The 19,346-nt window shown below is 69.0% G+C and carries 26 protein-coding genes; all 26 read right to left on the minus strand.

Annotated features, from left to right (window positions below; genetic code table 11):
• Positions 1 to 109: 109 nt before the first annotated feature.
• On the minus strand, positions 110 to 769 hold the full coding sequence (gene rplO, locus ATM99_RS12165) for a 50S ribosomal protein L15 (RefSeq protein ID WP_082659669.1): 660 nt from the start codon (positions 767 to 769) through the stop codon (positions 110 to 112).
• A 2-nt stretch (positions 770 to 771) separates the two neighbouring features.
• Positions 772 to 954, minus strand: a complete 183-nt coding sequence (gene rpmD / locus ATM99_RS12170; RefSeq protein ID WP_013117860.1) for a 50S ribosomal protein L30 — start codon at positions 952 to 954, stop codon at positions 772 to 774.
• A complete protein-coding gene (gene rpsE, locus ATM99_RS12175) occupies positions 954 to 1,598 on the minus strand; it encodes a 30S ribosomal protein S5 (RefSeq protein WP_062103173.1) in 645 nt (214 codons plus the stop codon). Before rpsE ends, rpmD begins: the two co-directional genes overlap by 1 nt.
• Positions 1,599 to 1,632: 34 nt before the next feature.
• On the minus strand, positions 1,633 to 2,004 hold the full coding sequence (rplR, locus tag ATM99_RS12180; protein WP_062103174.1) for a 50S ribosomal protein L18: 372 nt from the start codon (positions 2,002 to 2,004) through the stop codon (positions 1,633 to 1,635).
• Between the two features lie 3 nt (positions 2,005 to 2,007).
• Positions 2,008 to 2,547 (minus strand): 50S ribosomal protein L6, encoded by a 540-nt coding sequence (rplF, locus tag ATM99_RS12185; RefSeq protein ID WP_062103175.1) that lies wholly within the window; start codon positions 2,545 to 2,547, stop codon positions 2,008 to 2,010.
• A gap of 25 nt (positions 2,548 to 2,572) precedes the next feature.
• Entirely contained in the window at positions 2,573 to 2,971 is a 399-nt protein-coding gene (rpsH, locus tag ATM99_RS12190; RefSeq protein ID WP_062103176.1) for a 30S ribosomal protein S8, read from the minus strand.
• A gap of 75 nt (positions 2,972 to 3,046) precedes the next feature.
• On the minus strand, positions 3,047 to 3,232 hold the full coding sequence (locus ATM99_RS12195; RefSeq protein WP_046528982.1) for a type Z 30S ribosomal protein S14: 186 nt from the start codon (positions 3,230 to 3,232) through the stop codon (positions 3,047 to 3,049).
• A 2-nt stretch (positions 3,233 to 3,234) separates the two neighbouring features.
• On the minus strand, positions 3,235 to 3,807 hold the full coding sequence (rplE, locus tag ATM99_RS12200) for a 50S ribosomal protein L5 (RefSeq protein WP_062103177.1): 573 nt from the start codon (positions 3,805 to 3,807) through the stop codon (positions 3,235 to 3,237).
• Positions 3,807 to 4,148: a 50S ribosomal protein L24 gene (gene rplX, locus ATM99_RS12205; protein WP_062103178.1), complete on the minus strand. Its 342-nt coding sequence runs from the start codon at positions 4,146 to 4,148 to the stop codon at positions 3,807 to 3,809. Before rplX ends, rplE begins: the two co-directional genes overlap by 1 nt.
• Positions 4,149 to 4,150: 2 nt before the next feature.
• Positions 4,151 to 4,519, minus strand: coding sequence for a 50S ribosomal protein L14 (rplN, locus tag ATM99_RS12210; protein WP_013770175.1), 369 nt, complete (start codon positions 4,517 to 4,519; stop codon positions 4,151 to 4,153).
• 176 nt (positions 4,520 to 4,695) lie between these two features.
• Entirely contained in the window at positions 4,696 to 4,986 is a 291-nt protein-coding gene (rpsQ, locus tag ATM99_RS12215) for a 30S ribosomal protein S17 (protein WP_062103179.1), read from the minus strand.
• A 7-nt stretch (positions 4,987 to 4,993) separates the two neighbouring features.
• A complete protein-coding gene (gene rpmC, locus ATM99_RS12220; RefSeq protein WP_062103180.1) occupies positions 4,994 to 5,230 on the minus strand; it encodes a 50S ribosomal protein L29 in 237 nt (78 codons plus the stop codon).
• The gene (gene rplP, locus ATM99_RS12225; protein WP_062103181.1) at positions 5,230 to 5,646 is read right to left on the minus strand and encodes a 50S ribosomal protein L16; all 417 of its coding nucleotides are present in this window, start codon (positions 5,644 to 5,646) and stop codon (positions 5,230 to 5,232) included. The genes rpmC and rplP overlap by 1 nt, the downstream gene beginning before the upstream one ends.
• Positions 5,647 to 5,649: 3 nt before the next feature.
• Positions 5,650 to 6,483 carry a 30S ribosomal protein S3 gene (rpsC, locus tag ATM99_RS12230; RefSeq protein WP_062103182.1) on the minus strand — a complete coding sequence of 278 codons (834 nt, stop codon included), beginning with the start codon at positions 6,481 to 6,483 and terminating at the stop codon, positions 5,650 to 5,652.
• Complete coding sequence (rplV, locus tag ATM99_RS12235) at positions 6,483 to 6,863, minus strand: 50S ribosomal protein L22 (protein ID WP_046528989.1); 381 nt, start codon at positions 6,861 to 6,863, stop codon at positions 6,483 to 6,485. Before rplV ends, rpsC begins: the two co-directional genes overlap by 1 nt.
• Before the next feature lie 55 nt (positions 6,864 to 6,918).
• A complete protein-coding gene (gene rpsS / locus ATM99_RS12240; protein ID WP_013117874.1) occupies positions 6,919 to 7,200 on the minus strand; it encodes a 30S ribosomal protein S19 in 282 nt (93 codons plus the stop codon).
• Between the two features lie 15 nt (positions 7,201 to 7,215).
• Positions 7,216 to 8,052, minus strand: a complete 837-nt coding sequence (gene rplB / locus ATM99_RS12245) for a 50S ribosomal protein L2 (protein WP_062103183.1) — start codon at positions 8,050 to 8,052, stop codon at positions 7,216 to 7,218.
• Between the two features lie 25 nt (positions 8,053 to 8,077).
• Entirely contained in the window at positions 8,078 to 8,380 is a 303-nt protein-coding gene (gene rplW / locus ATM99_RS12250; protein WP_046528991.1) for a 50S ribosomal protein L23, read from the minus strand.
• Positions 8,377 to 9,063 (minus strand): 50S ribosomal protein L4, encoded by a 687-nt coding sequence (gene rplD / locus ATM99_RS12255; protein ID WP_046530713.1) that lies wholly within the window; start codon positions 9,061 to 9,063, stop codon positions 8,377 to 8,379. The genes rplW and rplD overlap by 4 nt, the downstream gene beginning before the upstream one ends.
• A gap of 5 nt (positions 9,064 to 9,068) precedes the next feature.
• The gene (rplC, locus tag ATM99_RS12260) at positions 9,069 to 9,728 is read right to left on the minus strand and encodes a 50S ribosomal protein L3 (RefSeq protein ID WP_062103184.1); all 660 of its coding nucleotides are present in this window, start codon (positions 9,726 to 9,728) and stop codon (positions 9,069 to 9,071) included.
• Between the two features lie 25 nt (positions 9,729 to 9,753).
• Complete coding sequence (gene rpsJ / locus ATM99_RS12265) at positions 9,754 to 10,062, minus strand: 30S ribosomal protein S10 (protein ID WP_013117879.1); 309 nt, start codon at positions 10,060 to 10,062, stop codon at positions 9,754 to 9,756.
• Positions 10,063 to 10,429: 367 nt separating this feature from the next.
• Entirely contained in the window at positions 10,430 to 11,623 is a 1,194-nt protein-coding gene (gene tuf, locus ATM99_RS12270; RefSeq protein WP_062103185.1) for an elongation factor Tu, read from the minus strand.
• Between the two features lie 121 nt (positions 11,624 to 11,744).
• On the minus strand, positions 11,745 to 13,847 hold the full coding sequence (gene fusA, locus ATM99_RS12275; RefSeq protein WP_062103186.1) for an elongation factor G: 2,103 nt from the start codon (positions 13,845 to 13,847) through the stop codon (positions 11,745 to 11,747).
• 93 nt (positions 13,848 to 13,940) lie between these two features.
• Entirely contained in the window at positions 13,941 to 14,411 is a 471-nt protein-coding gene (gene rpsG / locus ATM99_RS12280; RefSeq protein WP_062103187.1) for a 30S ribosomal protein S7, read from the minus strand.
• 5 nt (positions 14,412 to 14,416) lie between these two features.
• Positions 14,417 to 14,785, minus strand: a complete 369-nt coding sequence (gene rpsL, locus ATM99_RS12285; protein WP_013117883.1) for a 30S ribosomal protein S12 — start codon at positions 14,783 to 14,785, stop codon at positions 14,417 to 14,419.
• A 577-nt stretch (positions 14,786 to 15,362) separates the two neighbouring features.
• On the minus strand, positions 15,363 to 19,232 hold the full coding sequence (locus tag ATM99_RS12290; RefSeq protein ID WP_062103188.1) for a DNA-directed RNA polymerase subunit beta': 3,870 nt from the start codon (positions 19,230 to 19,232) through the stop codon (positions 15,363 to 15,365).
• Between the last annotated feature and the right edge of the window lie 114 nt (positions 19,233 to 19,346).

Below are 19,346 nucleotides of genomic sequence, written 5' to 3' on the forward strand. Positions count from 1 at the left end.
CGGTACGCGTCGACCAGGCACGACGCGCCTCCCGGAAAGACAGCGGGCGGCCCCGGAGAACCGGGACCGCCCGCTGGCAGTGCTGTGCGCCTCGGGCGCCGTCAGGAGGTCAGTCCTGAGCGACGCTGCCGCCGGCGGCCACGATCTTGTCCTTCGCGGACGCGGAGTACGCGTCCACCGCGACGGACACCTTGACCGTGAGCTCGCCGGTGCCGAGCACCTTGACGGGGCGGCCCTTGCGGACCGCACCCTTGGCGACCAGGTCGGCGACCGTCACGTCGCCGCCGTCCGGGTACAGCGCCGAGAGCTTGTCCAGGTTGACGACCTGGTACTCGACGCGGAACGGGTTCTTGAAGCCGCGGAGCTTGGGCAGCCGCATGTGCAGCGGCATCTGCCCGCCCTCGAAGCGGTCCGGCACCTGGTAGCGGGCCTTCGTGCCCTTGGTGCCACGGCCCGCGGTCTTGCCCTTGGACGCCTCACCACGACCCACGCGGGTCTTGGCGGTCTTGGCGCCGGGGGCCGGACGCAGGTGGTGCACCTTGAGGGTGCCACCCGCACCGGGCGCCGCGGCGGCCTCGGCCGCCGCCTTCGCGGCAGCGGTGGGGGCCTTCTTCGCCGGAGCCTTCTTCTCGGCCGCAGCCGAGGACTCCGTCGTGGCGGTCGCCTTGGCCGTGGCCTGCTTGGCGGGAGCCTTCTTCGCCGGAGCCTTCTTCTCGGCCGCAGCCGTGGTCTCCGTCGCCTTCTCGTCGGCCTTCTTGTCGTCGGCCATGGTCACTCGACCTCCTCGACCGCGACGAGGTGCGTCACCGTCTTGACCATGCCGCGGATCTCAGGACGGTCCTCCTTGACGACGACGTCGCCGATCCGCTTGAGGCCCAGGGTGCGCAGCGTGTCGCGCTGGTTCTGCTTGCCGCCGATGGCGGACCGGGTCTGGGTCACCTTCAGACGCGCCATCACGCACCCGCCTTCGCGGCCGCCGAGGCGGCACGGCCCTCGGCCTGCGCCCGCAGGAGCGGGGCCGGGGCGACGTGGTCGAGAGCCAGCCCACGACGGGCGGCGACGGCCTCGGGCTCCTCGAGGGAGCGCAGGGCCTCGACCGTGGCGTGCACGATGTTGATCGCGTTGGACGACCCGAGCGACTTGCTGAGCACGTCGTGGATGCCGGCGCACTCGAGCACCGCACGCACCGGACCACCGGCGATCACGCCGGTACCCGGGGACGCGGGACGCAGGAACACGACACCGGCGGCCTTCTCGCCCTGGACGGGGTGAGGGATGGTGCCCTGGATGCGGGGGACGCGGAAGAAGCTCTTCTTCGCCTCCTCGACACCCTTGGCGATCGCCGCGGGCACCTCCTTGGCCTTGCCGTAGCCGACGCCGACCGTGCCGTCACCGTCGCCCACCACGACGAGCGCGGTGAAGCTGAACCGGCGGCCGCCCTTGACGACCTTGGAGACACGGTTGATGGTCACGACGCGCTCGACGAACGCGCTCTTCTCGGCGGCGTCACCGCGCCGCCCGCCGTCACGACGGCCGCCGTCCCGGCGGTCGCCGCCGGTGCCGCCGGCACCGGTGTTGCTGCGCTGAGGAGCAGCCATCAGAAAGTCCTCTTCTTCGATGCGGAGTTCGTCGTCACAGGGCCAGACCACCCTCACGGGCGCCGTCGGCGACCGCGGCCACCCGGCCGTGGTACTTGTTGCCGCCGCGGTCGAACACGACCGCCTCGACACCCGCAGCCTTGGCGCGGGCGGCGACGAGCTCGCCGACCTTCTTCGCCTTGGCGGTCTTGTCGCCGTCGTGGCCGCGCAGGTCGGCCTCGAGGGTCGACGCCGACGCGACGGTCTTGCCGATGGCGTCGTCGACGACCTGGGCCGTGATGTGACGCGCGGAGCGGGTCACGACGAGGCGGGGACGCGCAGCCGTGCCGACGACCTTCTTGCGCAGACGCAGGTGGCGGCGGCGACGGGCGATGGTCGTGCCCTTGCCCTTGATGCTGATCGCCATGGCTTACTTCCCAGCCTTTCCGACCTTGCGGCGCACGTTCTCGCCCGCGTACCGCACACCCTTGCCCTTGTAGGGCTCGGGCTTGCGGATCTTGCGGATGTTCGCGGCGACCTCGCCCACCTGCTGCTTGTCGATGCCCTCGACCGAGAACTTCGTCGGCGTCTCGACGACGAACGCGATCCCCGCGGGCGGCTCGACGACGACAGGGTGGCTGAAGCCGAGCGCGAACTCGAGGTTGCTGCCCTTCGCCGTGACGCGGTAACCCGTGCCGACGATCTCGAGCTTCTTGATGTAGCCCTCCGTGACGCCGGTGACCAGGTTGGCCAGGAGCGTGCGGGTCAGGCCGTGCAGCGAGCGCGACGCGCGCTCGTCGTCGGGACGCGTCACCACGAGGGCGCCGGCGTCGTCGCGGTCCACCGCGATGGGGGCGGCGACCGTGTGGGTGAGCTGACCCTTGGGGCCCTTCACCGTCACGAGGTTGCCGTCGATCGTCACGTCGACACCCGAAGGCACCGGGACGGGGATCCTGCCGATTCGAGACATGGCTGTTCTCCTCTCCGTCTCGGGCTTACCAGACGTAGGCGAGGACTTCCCCACCCACGCCCTTCTTGGCTGCCTGCTTGTCGGTCAGCAGACCGGAGGACGTGGACAGGATCGCCACGCCCAGGCCGCCGAGCACCTTGGGCAGGTTGGTCGACTTGGCGTACACGCGCAGGCCCGGCTTGGACACGCGCTTCACACCGGCGAGCGCACGCTCGCGGTTGGGGCCGTACTTCAGGGTGATCGTGAGGTTCTTGCCCACGGGGGCGTCCTCGACGGTCCAGCCCGTGATGTAGCCCTCCGCCTGGAGGATCTCCGCGATGTGGCTCTTGAGCTTCGAGAACGGAATCGTCACCGTGTCGTGGTGAGCCGAGTTCGCGTTCCGCAGACGCGTCAGCAGGTCTGCGATCGGGTCGGTCATGGTCATCGGGCGTCTGCCCTTTCTCGCCGGGGTATCCGCGGCCCCCGGAGGGGCCGCGGACCTACCGACGTCCGGTGGTACTTACCAGCTGCTCTTGGTCACGCCGGGGAGCTCGCCGCGGTGGGCCATCTCCCGCACGCAGATCCGGCACAGGCCGAACTTGCGGTACACCGAGTGCGGGCGACCGCACTTCTGGCAGCGCGTGTAGCCACGGACCGCGAACTTCGGCTTCGCGGCCGCCTTGTTGATGAGGGCGGTCTTCGCCATGGTCAGTTCTCCTTGAACGGGAAGCCGAGGAGCTTGAGGAACGCGCGCCCCTCGTCGTCCGTCGTCGCGGTCGTGACGACCGTGATGTCCATGCCGCGGACCCGGTCGATCTTGTCCTGGTCGATCTCGTGGAACACCGACTGCTCGGTCAGACCGAACGTGTAGTTCCCGTTGCCGTCGAACTGCTTCGGCGACAGGCCGCGGAAGTCGCGGATGCGGGGCAGCGCGATGTTCAGCAGGCGGTCCAGGAACTCCCAGGCGCGGTCGCCGCGCAGCGTGACGTGCGCGCCGATCGGCATGCCCTCACGCAGCTTGAACTGGGCGATCGACTTGCGGGCCTTGGTGACCTGCGGCTTCTGGCCCGTGATCTGGGTCAGGTCGCGGATCGCGCCCTCGATGAGCTTGGAGTCCTTGGCGGCGTCGCCCACACCCATGTTCACGACGACCTTGACGAGCCGCGCGACCTGGTTGATGTTCTCGTGGCCGAACTGCTCGAAGAGCGCCGGCTTGATCTCCTCGGCGTACCGCGTCTTCAGACGGGGCAGCGCCGGGGCCTCGATGGTGGTCTCGGTCATCAGATGTCCTTACCGGAGCGCTTGGCGACGCGGACGCGCACCGTGCGCGTACGCCCGTCGCGCTCGACCTGCTCGGTGCGGTAGCCGACCCGGGTGCCCTTCTTGGTCTCCGGGTCCACCAGCATGACGTTGCTGATGTGGATGGGGGCCTCGACGGTCTCGATGCCACCGGTGCGGGTGCCACGGGCCGACTGGCCCGCCTTGACGTGCTTCTGCACGCGCTGCACGCCCTCGACGACCACGCGCTGCGTCTCGGGGAGCACCTCGAGCACACGGCCCTGCTGCCCCTTGTCGCGGCCCGAGATGACGACGACCAGGTCGCCCCTCTTGATCTTCGCCATGGTCAGAGCACCTCCGGCGCCAGCGAGATGATCTTCATGAACTTCTTGTCGCGCAGCTCGCGACCCACGGGGCCGAAGATGCGCGTGCCGCGCGGCTCACCGTCGTTCTTGAGGATCACCGCGGCGTTCTCGTCGAACTTGATGTACGAGCCGTCGGGACGCCGGCGCTCCTTGCGGGTGCGCACGACGACCGCCTTGACGACGTCGCCCTTCTTGACGTTGCCGCCGGGGATCGCGTCCTTGACGGTGGCGACGATGACGTCGCCGATACCGGCGTAGCGACGGCCGGAGCCGCCGAGCACACGGATGCAGAGAATCTCCTTCGCACCCGTGTTGTCGGCGACACGCAGTCGCGACTCCTGCTGGATCATCTAGCTACTCCTGTCGTCTGGCGGGTTCTCGGTCAGCCGTGGCGCCGAGCCTGGCCATACGGATGGTTGCCGTGGTGCACACGCCGCGGGCGGGCGGACCCGCCCGCGCCGTGGGCAACTGTGGTGGTGCTGTCCTGCGTGCCGTGCCGGCGCCCCGGCAGGGGCGCCGGCACGTGTCACTTCGCCTTCTCGAGGATCTCCGTGACGCGCCAGCGCTTGGTCGCCGACAGCGGCCGGGTCTCCATGATCTCGACCAGGTCGCCGATGCCGGCGGCGTTGAGCTCGTCGTGCGCCTTCACCTTGCTGGTGCGGCGGATGACCTTGCCGTACAGCGGGTGCTTGACGCGGTCCTCGACCTCGACGACGACGGTCTTGTCCATCTTGTCGGAGACGACGTAGCCACGACGGGTCTTGCGGTACCCGCGGGGGTCCGTCGTCGCGGTGGTCTGCTCGTGCTTCGTGCTCATGAGTGCCTCACTCCGCGCTCGGGGCGGTCCGGATGCCGAGCTCGCGCTCGCGCAGGATCGTGTAGATGCGCGCGATGTCCTTGCGGACGGCCTTGAGGCGCCCGTGGCTCTCGAGCTGACCGGTCGCGGACTGGAAGCGGAGGTTGAACAGCTCCTCCTTGGCCTTCTTCAGCTCGGCGACCAGCTTCCCGTCGTCGAAGGTGTCCAGCTCGGTGGGAGCCAGCTCCTTGGTTCCGATAGCCATCAGTTACCACCCTCGCGCACGATGAAACGTGTCTTCATCGGGAGCTTGTGCTGCGCGCGACGCATGGCCTCGCGGGCGAGCGGCTCCGGGACGCCGGCGAGCTCGAACATCACTCGACCCGGCTTGACGTTGGCGATCCACCACTCGGGCGAGCCCTTGCCGGAACCCATGCGGGTCTCGGCGGGCTTCTTCGTGAGGGGACGGTCCGGGTAGATGTTGATCCAGACCTTCCCACCACGCTTGATGTGGCGGGTCATGGCGATACGTGCAGCCTCGATCTGCCGGTTGGTGACGTAGGCCGGCTCGAGAGCCTGGATGCCGAACTCACCGAACGAGATCGTGGTGCCACCCGTCGCGGCGCCGGAGCGCCCGGGGTGGTGCTGCTTGCGGTGCTTCAGCCTGCGCGGGATCAGCACGGCTCAGGCCTCCGTTCCGGACTCGGTGGGCGCCTCCGCCGCGGGCGCCTGCTCGGCGGCCGGGGCGGGTGCGTCCTGACGCTCGGGACGGCGTCCGCCGCCGCGAGGACCACGGTCCCCACGGTCGCCGCGGTCGCCGCGCGGGCCACCACGCGAGGGACGGGGAGCCTGCGAGGCCTGCTCGCGCGCCCACTCCTTCTCCGTGACGTCACCCTTGTAGACCCAGACCTTCACGCCGATGCGGCCGAAGGTCGTGCGGGCCTCGAAGAAGCCGTAGTCGATGTTCGCGCGCAGCGTGTGCAGCGGCACACGACCCTCGCGGTAGAACTCCGTGCGGCTCATCTCCGCGCCGCCGAGGCGGCCCGAGACCTGCACGCGGATGCCCTTGGCACCCGCACGCTGGGCCGACTGGATGCCCTTGCGCATGGCACGGCGGAACGACACGCGGCTCGCGAGCTGCTCGGCGATGCCCTGGGCGACCAGCTGAGCCTCGATCTCGGCGTTCTTGACCTCGAGGATGTTCAGCTGGACCTGCTTGCCCGTGAGCTTCTCGAGCTCGCCGCGGATGCGGTCGGCCTCCGCACCACGACGCCCGATGACGATGCCCGGGCGGGCGGTGTGGATGTCGACGCGGACGCGGTCACGCGTGCGCTCGATCTCGACCTTGGCGATGCCGGCGCGCTCGAGACCCGTGCTCATGAGCTTGCGGATCTGCACGTCCTCGCGCACGTAGTCGCGGTACCGCTGGCCCGGCTTCGTCGAGTCCGCGAACCACCGCGACCGGTGGTCGGTCGTGATGCCGAGGCGGTACCCGAGCGGGTTGACCTTCTGTCCCACTAGCGGGTCCCTCCCTTGGTGGAGGTCGCCTTCTCGCGCTGCGAGATGACGACCGTGATGTGGCTCGTGCGCTTCATGATCCGACCGGCGCGACCCTGCGCGCGCGGGCGGAAGCGCTTGAGCGTCGGGCCCTCGTCGACGAAGACCTCGGAGATGTAGAGGTCTGCCTCGTCGAGGCGCTCGGAGTTGCGCTTGGCCCCCTCGACCGCGTTCGCGACCGCGGACTGCACCGTCTTGAGGACGGGCTCCGCCGCGGCCTGCGGCGCGAACTTCAGCACCGCCACGGCCTCCGCCGCCTGCTTGCCACGGATGAGGTCCACGACGCGGCGGGCCTTCTGGGGCGTGACGCGGACGAACCGCGCCTTCGCCTTGGCTTCCATCGCTGTCCTGCTCTCTTGTCTCTGCCGTCAGGGCGTCACCAGGCTGACCCGGGGGTCAGCGGCGACGGCCCTTCCGGTCGTCCTTCTCGTGGCCGCGGAACGTCCGCGTCGGGGCGAACTCGCCGAGCTTGTGCCCGACCATCGACTCCGTCACGAACACCGGGGTGTGCTTGCGGCCGTCGTGGACCGCGAAGGTGTGGCCGAGGAAGTCCGGCGTGATCATCGAACGACGCGACCACGTCTTGATGACGTTCTTCGTGCCGGCCTCGTTCTGCGCGTCGACCTTCTTCTGCAGGTGGCCGTCGACGAACGGGCCCTTCTTGAGGCTGCGAGGCATTCTCTCGGGCTCCTATCAGCGCTTCTTGCCGGTGCGCCGACGGCGCACGATGAGCTTGTCGCTCGGCTTGTTCGGACGACGGGTGCGACCCTCGGGCTGACCCCACGGGCTCACCGGGTGGCGACCACCGGAGGTCTTGCCCTCACCACCACCGTGCGGGTGGTCGATCGGGTTCATGGCGACACCACGGACGGTCGGGCGCTTGCCCTTCCAGCGCATGCGGCCGGCCTTGCCCCAGTTGATGTTCGACTGCTCGGCGTTGCCCACCTCGCCGACCGTGGCGCGGCAGCGCAGGTCGACGTTGCGGATCTCGCCGGACGGCATGCGCAGCTGCGCGTACGGCCCGTCCTTGGCGACGAGCTGCACCGACGCACCGGCCGAACGGGCGATCTTCGCGCCGCCACCGGGCTTGAGCTCGATGGCGTGGATGACCGTACCGGTCGGGATGTTGCGCAGCGGCAGGTTGTTGCCGGGCTTGATGTCGGCACCGGGGCCGGCCTCGAGCACGTCACCCTGCTGCACCTTGTTGGGGGCGATGATGTAGCGCTTCTCGCCGTCCGCGTAGTGCAGGAGCGCGATGCGCGCCGTGCGGTTGGGGTCGTACTCGATGTGCGCGACCTTGGCCGGCACGCCGTCCTTGTCGTGACGACGGAAGTCGATCACGCGGTAGGCGCGCTTGTGCCCGCCGCCCTGGTGACGCGTCGTGATGCGACCGGTCGAGTTGCGGCCACCCGTCTTGTGCAGCGGGCGGACCAGCGACTTCTCAGGCGTCGAGCGCGTGATCTCCACGAAGTCGGCGACGCTCGAGCCGCGGCGGCCGGGCGTCGTCGGCTTGTACTTACGGATTCCCATGGGAGTTCGTCCTCTTCGCTCTCGGTCAGCCGACCGGTCCGCCGAAGATGTCGATCGAGCCCTCGCGGAGGGTGACGATCGCACGCTTCGTGTTCTTGCGGCGGCCGATGCCGAAGCGGGTCCGGCGGGCCTTGCCCTGACGGTTCGCGGTGTTGACCGACTCGACCTTGACGCCGAAGACCTGCTCGACGGCGATCTTGATCTCGGTCTTGTTGGCCCGCGGGTCCACGAGGAACGTGTACTTGCCCTCGTCGAGCAGGCCGTAGCTCTTCTCCGAGACGACCGGCGCGATCAGGATGTCGCGCGGGTCCTTACCGACGGCGGTCACTTCGTCTCCTCGTTGGCCTCGGCCTCGGTGGCGACGGCCTTCGCACCCTTGGCAGGGCCGGCGAGGAACGCGTCGAGCGCACCCTGCGTGAAGACCACGTCGTCCGAGATGAGGACGTCGTAGGTGTTGAGCTGGTCGGCGACGAGCAGGTGGACCCGCTCGACGTTCCGCAGCGACTTCCAGGTGATCTCGTCCTGGCGCTCGACGACCACGAGGACGTGCTTGCGACCGGAGAGGTTGTCGAGCACCGCGAGGGCGGCCTTGGTCGACGGGACCTCGCCCGGGGCGAAGCCCGTGACGACGTGGACGCGGCCGGCACGCGCGCGGTCCGAGAGAGCACCGCGGAGCGCCGCGGCCTTCATCTTCTTCGGGGTCCGCTGCGAGTAGTCGCGAGGGGTCGGGCCGTGGACGGTGCCACCGCCGGCGAACTGCGGCGCGCGGGTCGAGCCCTGACGGGCGCGGCCGGTGCCCTTCTGCTTGTACGGCTTCTTGCCACCACCGCGGACCTCGCCGCGGGTCTTGGTGTCGTGGGTGCCCTGCCGCGCGGCGGCGAGCTGGGCGACGACGACCTGGTGGATCAGCGGGACGTTCGTCTGCACGTCGAAGACGTCACCGGGCAGGTCGGCCGTGCCGGCCTTCTTGCCCTTCTCGTCGAGGACGTCGACGGTCAGCGTGTCGCTCATCGAGGTCACGCACCCTTCGCAGCGGTACGCACGACGACGACGCCGCCCTTGGGGCCGGGAACCGCGCCCTTGACGAGCAGCAGACCCTTCTCTGCGTCGACCGCGTGCACGGTCAGGTTCTGGGTGGTCTGACGGGCGACGCCCATCCGACCGGCCATGCGCAGGCCCTTGAAGACGCGCGACGGGGTCGAGGCCCCACCGATCGAGCCGGGCTTGCGGTGGTTGCGGTGCGCACCGTGGGAGGCGCCGACGCCGGAGAAGCCGTGACGCTTCATGACACCGGCCGTGCCCTTGCCCTTGGTGGTGCCGATGACGTCGACCACCTGGCCGGCCTCGAAGGCCGTCGCGGTGATCTCCTGGCCGAGCGTGAACTCGGAGGCGTCCGACGTGCGGATCTCGGCCACGTGCCGACGGGGGGTGACCCCCGCCTTCTCGAAGTGACCCTTGAGCGGCTTGGTGACCTTGCGCGGGTCGATCTGGCCGTAGGCCAGCTGGACCGCGGCGTAGCCGTCGCTCTCAGCGGAGCGGACCTGCGTCACGACGTTCGTGCCGACGGCGATGACCGTGACGGGCACGAGGCGACCGGCCTCGTCCCACAGCTGCGTCATGCCGAGCTTGGTGCCGAGCAGCGCCGTGACGGGGCGCGCGTTCTGCTGGGTAGCCATGAAAGATCAGTCCCTTCCCAGCGAATCAGAGCTTGATCTCGATGTTCACGTCCGCAGGCAGGTCGAGACGCATGAGCGAGTCGACGGCCTTCGGCGTGGGATCGATGATGTCGATGAGCCGCTTGTGCGTGCGCATCTCGAAGTGCTCGCGGCTGTCCTTGTACTTGTGGGGCGACCGGATGACGCAGAAGACGTTCTTCTCCGTCGGCAGCGGCACCGGACCCACGACCGACGCACCAGCGCGAGTCACCGTGTCGACGATCTTGCGCGCCGAGCTGTCGATGACCTCGTGGTCGTAGGACTTGAGCCTGATGCGGATCTTCTGTCCCGCCATGGCGTCGTCTACTTCTCTCTCTCGAACCGGTCCTGTCCGACCCCCGCACTCGGGCGTGTCGCTCTGCGCGACGCACCTCGGCGCTCGCGCACCGAACCCGGACGGGGGCCGTGGTTGTCGTCCGCCCCCCGTCGGGTGACCCCGAGGGTCTGGGCGTCCGCCACGTCTGTTCGCCCAGCGATGGGCGCGCGTGAACGCACACCCCAGCGGGCAACCCCGACAGTCTGCCAGACACGGGCCGCAAAGGCCAACTTCCGAGGTGAGGACGCCGCCGCCCACGCCGCACGACCGGCGCCGGGGACGACGCAGGGCCCGGGAGCCGAAGCTCCCGGGCCCTGCGTGGTGGATCAGCCCCGAAGGGCGGGGATCACTTGGTGATCTTGGTGACGCGGCCCGAGCCGACGGTGCGGCCGCCCTCGCGGATGGCGAAGCCGAGGCCCTCCTCCATCGCGATGGGCTGGATCAGCGTCACGGAGATCTCCGTGTTGTCGCCGGGCATGACCATCTCGGTGCCCTCGGGCAGCGTGATGACACCGGTGACGTCCGTCGTCCGGAAGTAGAACTGGGGACGGTAGTTCCCGTAGAACGGGTTGTGACGGCCACCCTCGTCCTTGGACAGGATGTAGACCTGGCCCTCGAACTCGGTGTGCGGCGTGATCGAGCCGGGCTTGACGACGACCTGGCCGCGCTCGACCTCCTCGCGCTTCGTGCCGCGCAGGAGCAGACCGACGTTCTCGCCGGCCTCGGCGTAGTCGAGCAGCTTGCGGAACATCTCGACGCCGGTGACGGTGGTCTTGATCGCCTTCTCCTTGATGCCGACGATCTCCACCTCCTCGTTCACCTTGAGCTGACCGCGCTCGACGCGACCGGTGACGACCGTGCCACGACCGGTGATCGTGAAGACGTCCTCGATCGGCATGAGGAACGGCTTGTCGATGTCGCGCACCGGGTCCGGCACGTTCTCGTCGACGGCGTCGAGCAGGTCCTCGACCGACTTGACCCACTGCGGGTCGCCCTCGAGCGCCTTGAGGCCCGAGACGCGCACGACGGGAGCGTTGTCGCCGTCGAACTCCTGCGACGACAGCAGCTCGCGGACCTCCATCTCGACGAGCTCGAGGATCTCCTCGTCGTCGACCATGTCGGACTTGTTGAGCGCGACGAGCAGGTAGGGCACGCCGACCTGACGGGCGAGCAGGACGTGCTCACGCGTCTGGGCCATCGGGCCGTCGGTCGCCGCGACCACGAGGATGGCGCCGTCCATCTGCGCCGCACCCGTGATCATGTTCTTGATGTAGTCGGCGTGACCGGGGGCGTCGACGTGCGCGTAGTGACGCTTCTCGGTCTGGTACTCGACGTGCGCGATGTTGATCGTGATGCCGCGCTGCTTCTCCTCGGGCGCCTTGTCGATCTCGTCGAAAGGCGTGAAGGGGTTCAGCTCCGGGTACTTGTCGTGCAGCACCTTCGAGATCGCGGCGGTCAGCGTCGTCTTGCCGTGGTCGACGTGACCGATGGTCCCGATGTTGACGTGCGGCTTGGTCCGCTCGAACTTCGCCTTGCCCACTGGGTGTCCTCCTCAGGACTTGGTAGAGATTGCCCGACGGCAGCCACCTGACGGTACCTGCGCGGCGTGCGGTCCTACGGGTCGGATGTGTAGCTGGAACTGCAGGGTTCGACCTGTGGGACTACTCGCCCCGGGTCTTCTTGATGATCTCGTCGGCAACGTTCCGAGGAACCTCGGCGTAGCTGTCGAACTGCATCGAGTAGACGGCACGACCCTGGGTCTTCGACCGCAGGTCACCGACGTACCCGAACATCTCGGAGAGCGGCACCTGGGCGCGGATGACCTTCACGCCCGTCGCGTCCTCCATGGACTGGATCATGCCGCGTCGCGAGTTGATGTCGCCGATGACGTCGCCCATGTAGTCCTCGGGCGTGCGCACCTCGACGGCCATGATCGGCTCGAGGAGAGCGGGGTCCGCCTTGCGGACCGCCTCCTTGAGGATCATCGAGCCCGCGATCTTGAACGCCATCTCCGAGGAGTCGACGTCGTGCGCGGCACCGTCGAGCAGGATCGCCTTGACGCCCACGAGCGGGTAGCCCGCGAGGACGCCGAGCTGCATCGCGCTCTGGATGCCGGCGTCGACCGACGGGATGTACTCGCGCGGGACGCGGCCACCGGTGACCTTGTTCTCGAACTCGTACAGCTCGCCCTCGGCGGGGTCGAGCGGCTCGAAGGTCATCTGGACCTTCGCGTACTGGCCCGAGCCACCGGTCTGCTTCTTGTGCGTGTAGTCGATCTTCTCGACCGCACGACGAATGGTCTCGCGGTACGCGACCTGCGGCTTGCCGACGTTGGCCTCGACCTTGAACTCGCGCCGCATGCGGTCGACGAGGATGTCGAGGTGGAGCTCGCCCATGCCGCCGATGACGGTCTGGCCGGTCTCCTCGTCGAGCTTGACGCGGAAGGTCGGGTCCTCCTCGGCGAGCTTCTGGATGGCCGTGGAGAGCTTCTCCTGGTCGGCCTTCGTCTTCGGCTCGATGGCCACGTCGATGACGGGCTCCGGGAAGGTCATCGACTCCAGGATCACCGGCGCGGCCGGGTCGCACAGGGTGTCACCCGTGGTGACGTCCTTGAGGCCGATGAAGGCGTAGATGTGGCCGGCCTGCGCCTCGGGGACGGGGTTCTCCTTGTTGGAGTGCATCTGGAAGAGCTTCCCGATGCGCTCCTTCTTCCCCTTGGTCGAGTTGAGCACCGCGGCGCCCGACTCGACGCGACCCGAGTACACCCGGACGTAGGTCAGCTTGCCGAAGAACGGGTGCGCGGCGACCTTGAACGCGAGGGCCGAGAAGGGCTCGGTCGCGTCGGGGTGACGCTCGACGACCTTCTCGGGGTCCTTGACGTCGTGGCCCTCGACGGCGGCGACGTCCAGGGGCGTCGGCAGGTAGTCGATGACGGCGTCGAGCATGGGCTGCACGCCCTTGTTCTTGAACGCCGAGCCGCACAGGACGGGGTACGCCGACGAGGTGACCGTGAGCTGGCGGATGCCGGCCTTGATCTCCGCGACCGTCAGCTCCTCGCCGCCGAGGAACTTCTCGAGCAGCTCGTCGCTGGTCTCGGCGACGGCCTCGAGGAGCTCGGCGCGGTACTGCTCCGCCTTCTCCTGCAGGTCGGCCGGGATGTCCTCGATCTCGTACTTCTCGCCGAGGGCGGTCTCGCCGCGCCACACCAGGGCGCGCATCTCGACCAGGTCCACGACGCCGATGAAGTCGTTCTCGGAGCCGATCGGCAGCTGGATGACCAGCGGCTTGGCCTTGAGGCGGTCGACGATCGTCTTGACCGTGAAGTAGAAGTCCGCGCCGAGCTTGTCCATCTTGTTGACGAAGCAGATGCGCGGGACGTCGTACTTGTCGGCCTGGCGCCAGACGGTCTCCGACTGGGGCTCGACGCCCTCCTTGCCGTCGAACACGGCGACCGCGCCGTCGAGGACGCGCAGCGAGCGCTCGACCTCGACCGTGAAGTCCACGTGGCCGGGCGTGTCGATGATGTTGATCTGGTTGTTCTTCCAGTAGCAGGTCGTCGCGGCCGACGTGATCGTGATGCCGCGCTCCTGCTCCTGCTCCATCCAGTCCATCGTCGAGGCGCCGTCGTGCGTCTCACCGATCTTGTAGTTGACCCCCGTGTAGAACAGGATCCGCTCGGTGGTCGTCGTCTTGCCGGCATCGATGTGCGCCATGATGCCGATGTTGCGGACCTTCGTGAGGTCCGTCAGCACGTCCAGTGCCACGTGAATAGCCCCTTGTCGGTTGGCTTGCGGTGGGGTGCCGTCCGCGCCGCCGCGGGTCGACCCGTGAGGGTCGACCCGCCGCGGCGCACGGGATCACCAGCGGTAGTGCGCGAACGCCCGGTTGGACTCGGCCATCTTGTGCATGTCCTCACGGCGCTTCACCGCGGCACCGAGGCCGTTGGACGCGTCGAGGATCTCGTTCATGAGGCGCTCGGTCATGGTCTTCTCGCGACGGGCGCGCGAGTAGTCCGTGAGCCAGCGCAGCGCGAGCGTCGTGGCGCGCACGGGACGCACCTCGATCGGCACCTGGTAGGTGGCGCCACCGACGCGACGCGACTTGACCTCGAGCGCGGGGCGCACGTTGTCCAGCGCGCGCTTGAGCACGACGACCGGGTCGGACTGCGTCTTCTCGCGGACGCCCTCGAGGGCGCCGTAGACAATCGACTCCGCGACGGTCTTCTTGCCGTCGAGGAGGATCTTGTTGATGAGCTGCGTGACGACGGGCGATCCGTAGACCGGGTCGACGACGAGCGGCCGCTTCGGAGCGGGACCCTTGCGAGGCATCTGTCTCAGCCCTTCTTCGCGCCGTAGCGGCTGCGCGCCTGCTTGCGGTTCTTGACGCCCTGCGTGTCGAGCGCGCCGCGCACGATCTTGTAGCGGACGCCGGGGAGGTCCTTCACACGACCGCCGCGCACGAGCACGATCGAGTGCTCCTGCAGGTTGTGGCCGACACCCGGGATGTACGCCGTGACCTCGATGCCCGAGGAGAGGCGGACGCGCGCGACCTTGCGGAGCGCCGAGTTCGGCTTCTTCGGGGTCGTCGTGTAGACGCGGGTGCACACACCGCGTCGCTGGGGGGAGCCCTTGAGGGCAGGCGTCTTCGACTTGTTGGTCTTCGCCTGCCGGCCCTTGCGGACCAGCTGCTGGATCGTAGGCACTACGTCTCCGTCTGTCGGTGTTCTCTGGTCTGACCGGCACCCGTCACCCAGGACGGCCGGCTCGGCCCGGATCGCCGCCCGTCGCGCGGCTACCCCGGAGGTCTCGAGTCCCGCACCGACCCCCGCGCCCGGGCGTGTCGCTCGCTCTCCTCCGCACGAGACTGTCCCGGAGGACGATCCGTGGGGAGGGTGGCGAACCACCCGGTGCCGCGCGACCACCCCGCAAGAGGGCCGACCGCGTGCACGCACAAGGGCCCGACGGCGCGGGCACGGTGTCCTACGTTACCCGCCACGGAAGGGAGCGTCAAAGGACCAGGCAACGGGACGACGCCACCCCGACGCACGCCTCCGCGTACGCGCCGCGTACGCGCCGCGTACGGGCTCGTGCACGCCGTCGCGAGCACAGCGACGGCCGGCGCCGCACCCGTGGCACGCCGCGACGGACGACCGGCGCCCAGGGGCGCGACGCCCGGCCACGGGTGCACCCCGTTCGCGCCCCCGCAGGCCGGGACGGCCCGAGGGGCCCGTCGGACGAACCGACGAGCCCCTCGAGGGTGGTGCTGGGAGGTGGTCGACCTCAGCGGTAGTCGCCGAAGTCGATGTCCTCGAGCGGGATCGCGTCGCCGCTGCCCAGGCCGAGCGCGGGGAAGTCGATCTCGTCGTAGCCGAAGGCCGGGTACAGCTCGGCCTTGGCCTCCTCGGTCGCCTCCACCGCGATGTTCCGGTAGCGGGGCAGGCCCGTGCCGGCGGGGATCAGCTTGCCGAGGATGACGTTCTCCTTCAGACCCAGCAGCGGGTCCGAGCGGCTCGACATCGCGGCCTCGGTCAGCACCTTGGTCGTCTCCTGGAAGGACGCGGCCGACAGCCACGAGTCCGTCGCGAGGGACGCCTTGGTGATGCCCATGAGCTCGGGACGACCCGAGGCCGGCTGCCCGCCCTCGGACACCGCACGACGGTTGAAGTCCTCGAAACGACCGCGCTCGGCCAGCTCGCCGGGCAGCAGACCCGTCTCGCCGGAGTCGAGCACCGTCACGCGGCGCAGCATCTGCCGCACGATGACCTCGATGTGCTTGTCGTGGATGTCCACGCCCTGCGAGCGGTAGACCTCCTGGACCTCGTCCACCAGGTGCTTCTGCGTGGCGCGCGGGCCGAGGATGCGCAGGACCTTCTTGGGGTCCACCGCACCCTGGACCAGCTGGGTGCCGACCGACACGTGGTCGCCGTCGCCGATCAGCAGGCGCGAGCGCTTGGTGATCGGGTACCGGATCTCCTCGGAGCCGTCGTCCGGCGTCAGGACGATCGCCCGCGAGCGGTCGCCCTCCTCGATCGTCACGCGGCCCGAGAACTCCGCGATCGGCGCCTCACCCTTGGGGGTGCGGGCCTCGAAGAGCTCCTGGACACGGGGCAGACCCTGCGTGATGTCGTCGGCCGAGGCCACACCACCGGTGTGGAAGGTACGCATCGTGAGCTGCGTGCCGGGCTCACCGATCGACTGGGCCGCGATGATGCCGACGGCCTCGCCGATGTCGACGAGCTTGCCGGTCGCGAGCGACCGGCCGTAGCACTTGGCGCACGTGCCGACCCGCGACTCGCAGGTGAGCACCGAGCGGATCTTGAGCTCGGTGACGCCCGCCTCGAGCAGCCGGTCCAGCAGCACGTCGCCGACGTCGTCGCCCGCGTGGCCGACGACCTCGTCGCCGACCGACACGTCGGTCGCGAGCGTCCGGGTGTAGACGGACGTCTCGACCTTGTCGTGCCGGCGCAGCGTCCCGTCGGCCGCGGCCACGCCGATCGGCATGGTCAGGCCGCGCTCGGTGCCGCAGTCCTCCTCGCGGACGATGACGTCCTGCGAGACGTCCACCAGACGACGCGTGAGGTAGCCCGAGTCGGCGGTCCGCAGAGCGGTGTCCGCCAGCCCCTTGCGGGCACCGTGCGTCGCGATGAAGTACTCGAGGACGGACAGGCCCTCGCGGTAGTTCGCCTTGATCGGGCGCGGGATGATCTCGCCCTTCGGGTTGGCGACGAGGCCACGCATGCCCGCGATCTGGCGGACCTGCATCCAGTTGCCTCGCGCGCCCGAGCCGACCATGCGGAAGACGGTGTTGCGGGCCGGGAAGTTGGCCTGCATCGCCTTCGCGACCTTGTCGGTGGCGTTCGTCCAGATCTCGATGAGCTCCTGACGACGCTCGTCGTCGGTGATGAGGCCCTTGTCGTACTGGCCCTGCACCTTCGCCGCGCGCGCCTCGTGCTCCTCGAGGATCTCCTGCTTGATCGCCGGCGTGGCGACGTCGGAGATCGCGATGGTCACGCCCGAGCGGGTGGCCCAGCGGAAGCCGGCCTCCTTCAGCGCGTCCAGCGACGCCGCGACCTCGACCTTGGGGTACCGCTCGGCCAGGTCGTTGACGATCGCCGAGAGGCGCTTCTTGTCGACCACGCCGTTCTCGTACGGGTAGTCGACCGGCAGCAGCTCGTTGAAGAGCGCACGGCCGAGCGTCGTCTCGAACAGCAGCGGCTGACCGGGCTCCCAGCCCTCGGGCGCCGTCTCCTCGTCCAGGACCAGGTCCTCGAAGCGGATCTTGACGACCGCGTTGAGGTCCAGGCTCCCCTGGTCGAACGCCATGATCGCCTCGGACACCGAGCTGAAGGAGCGGCCCGCACCCAGCGGGTCCTCCTTGTCGGAGGTGAGGTGGAACAGGCCGATGATCATGTCCTGCGAGGGCATGGTCACCGGACGGCCGTCCGACGGCTTGAGGATGTTGTTGCTCGAGAGCATGAGGATGCGGGCCTCGGCCTGCGCCTCGGCGCTCAGGGGCAGGTGGACGGCCATCTGGTCACCGTCGAAGTCCGCGTTGAACGCGGCGCAGACGAGCGGGTGCAGGTGGATCGCCTTGCCCTCGACGAGCTGCGGCTCGAACGCCTGGATGCCCAGACGGTGCAGCGTGGGCGCACGGTTCAGCAGCACCGGGTGCTCGGTGATGACCTCCTCGAGCACGTCCCACACCACGGGGCGGGCGCGCTCGACCATGCGCTTGGCCGACTTGATGTTCTGCGCGTGGTTGAGGTCCACCAGGCGCTTCATCACGAACGGCTTGAACAGCTCGAGCGCCATCTGCTTGGGCAGACCGCACTGGTGCAGCTTGAGCTGCGGGCCGACGACGATGACCGAGCGGCCCGAGTAGTCGACGCGCTTGCCGAGCAGGTTCTGGCGGAACCGGCCCTGCTTGCCCTTGAGCATGTCGGAGATGGACTTGAGCGGCCGGTTGCCGGGGCCCGTCACCGGGCGGCCACGACGACCGTTGTCGAACAGCGAGTCCACGGCCTCCTGGAGCATCCGCTTCTCGTTGTTGACGATGATCTCCGGCGCGCCCAGGTCCAGCAGCCGCTTGAGGCGGTTGTTCCGGTTGATGACGCGGCGGTACAGGTCGTTGAGGTCCGACGTGGCGAAGCGGCCACCGTCGAGCTGGACCATCGGGCGCAGGTCCGGCGGGATGACCGGGACCGCGTCGAGGACCATGCCCGTCGGCGAGTTGTTCGTCGTGAGGAACGCGTTGACGACCTTGAGGCGCTTGAGGGCACGCGTCTTGCGCTGGCCCTTGCCGCTGCGGATGGTCTCGCGCAGCGACTCGGCCTCGGCGACCAGGTCGAACGCCTCGAGGCGCTTCTGGATCGCCGCGGCGCCCATCGAGCCCTCGAAGTAGTTGCCGTACCGGTCCTGCAGGGCGCGGTAGAGCATCTCGTCGCCCTCGAGGTCGGCGACCTTGAGGTTCTTGAAGCGGTCCCACACCTGCGCGAGGCGGTCGAGCTCGGCGTCGGCACGCTTGCGCAGCTGCGCCATCTCGCGCTCGGCCGAGTCGCGCACCTTGCGGCGCGCGTCGGCCTTGGCACCCTCGGCCTCGAGCTCGGCCAGGTCGGCCTCGAGCTTCTGGGCGCGGGCGTTGATGTCGTTGTCGCGGCGGTCCTCGATCTCCTTCTTCTCCAGGTCGATCTCGTTCTGGAGGTTGGGGAGGTCCTCCTGGCGACCGTCCACGTCGACCCACGTGATCATGTAGGCCGCGAAGTAGATGACCTTCTCGAGGTCCTTGGGCGCCAGGTCCAGCAGGTAGCCCAGCCGCGACGGCACACCCTTGAAGAACCAGATGTGCGTGACGGGGGCGGCCAGCTCGATGTGGCCCATGCGCTCACGGCGCACCTTCGAGCGCGTCACCTCGACGCCGCAGCGCTCGCAGATGATGCCCTTGAAGCGCACGCGCTTGTACTTGCCGCAGTAGCACTCCCAGTCCCGGGTGGGACCGAAGATCTTCTCGCAGAAGAGCCCGTCCTTCTCCGGCTTCAGGGTCCGGTAGTTGATGGTCTCGGGCTTCTTCACCTCACCGTGCGACCAGGCACGGATGTCGTCGGCCGTGGCCAGGCCGATGCGCAGCTCGTCGAAGACGTTGACGTCGAGCAAGGTTCCTACTTCCTTCGCGTTCCGGGGCCTGACGGCTCACCGGCGAATCTGCAACAGGGGTGTCGGCGCCCGGCCCGGACCCGCTGCCCCGCGTGCGCGGGGTGCGGTACCGGG

Origin of the sequence: Cellulomonas sp. B6 (genome assembly GCF_001462455.1) — a bacterium.
GTDB lineage: Bacteria > Actinomycetota > Actinomycetes > Actinomycetales > Cellulomonadaceae > Cellulomonas.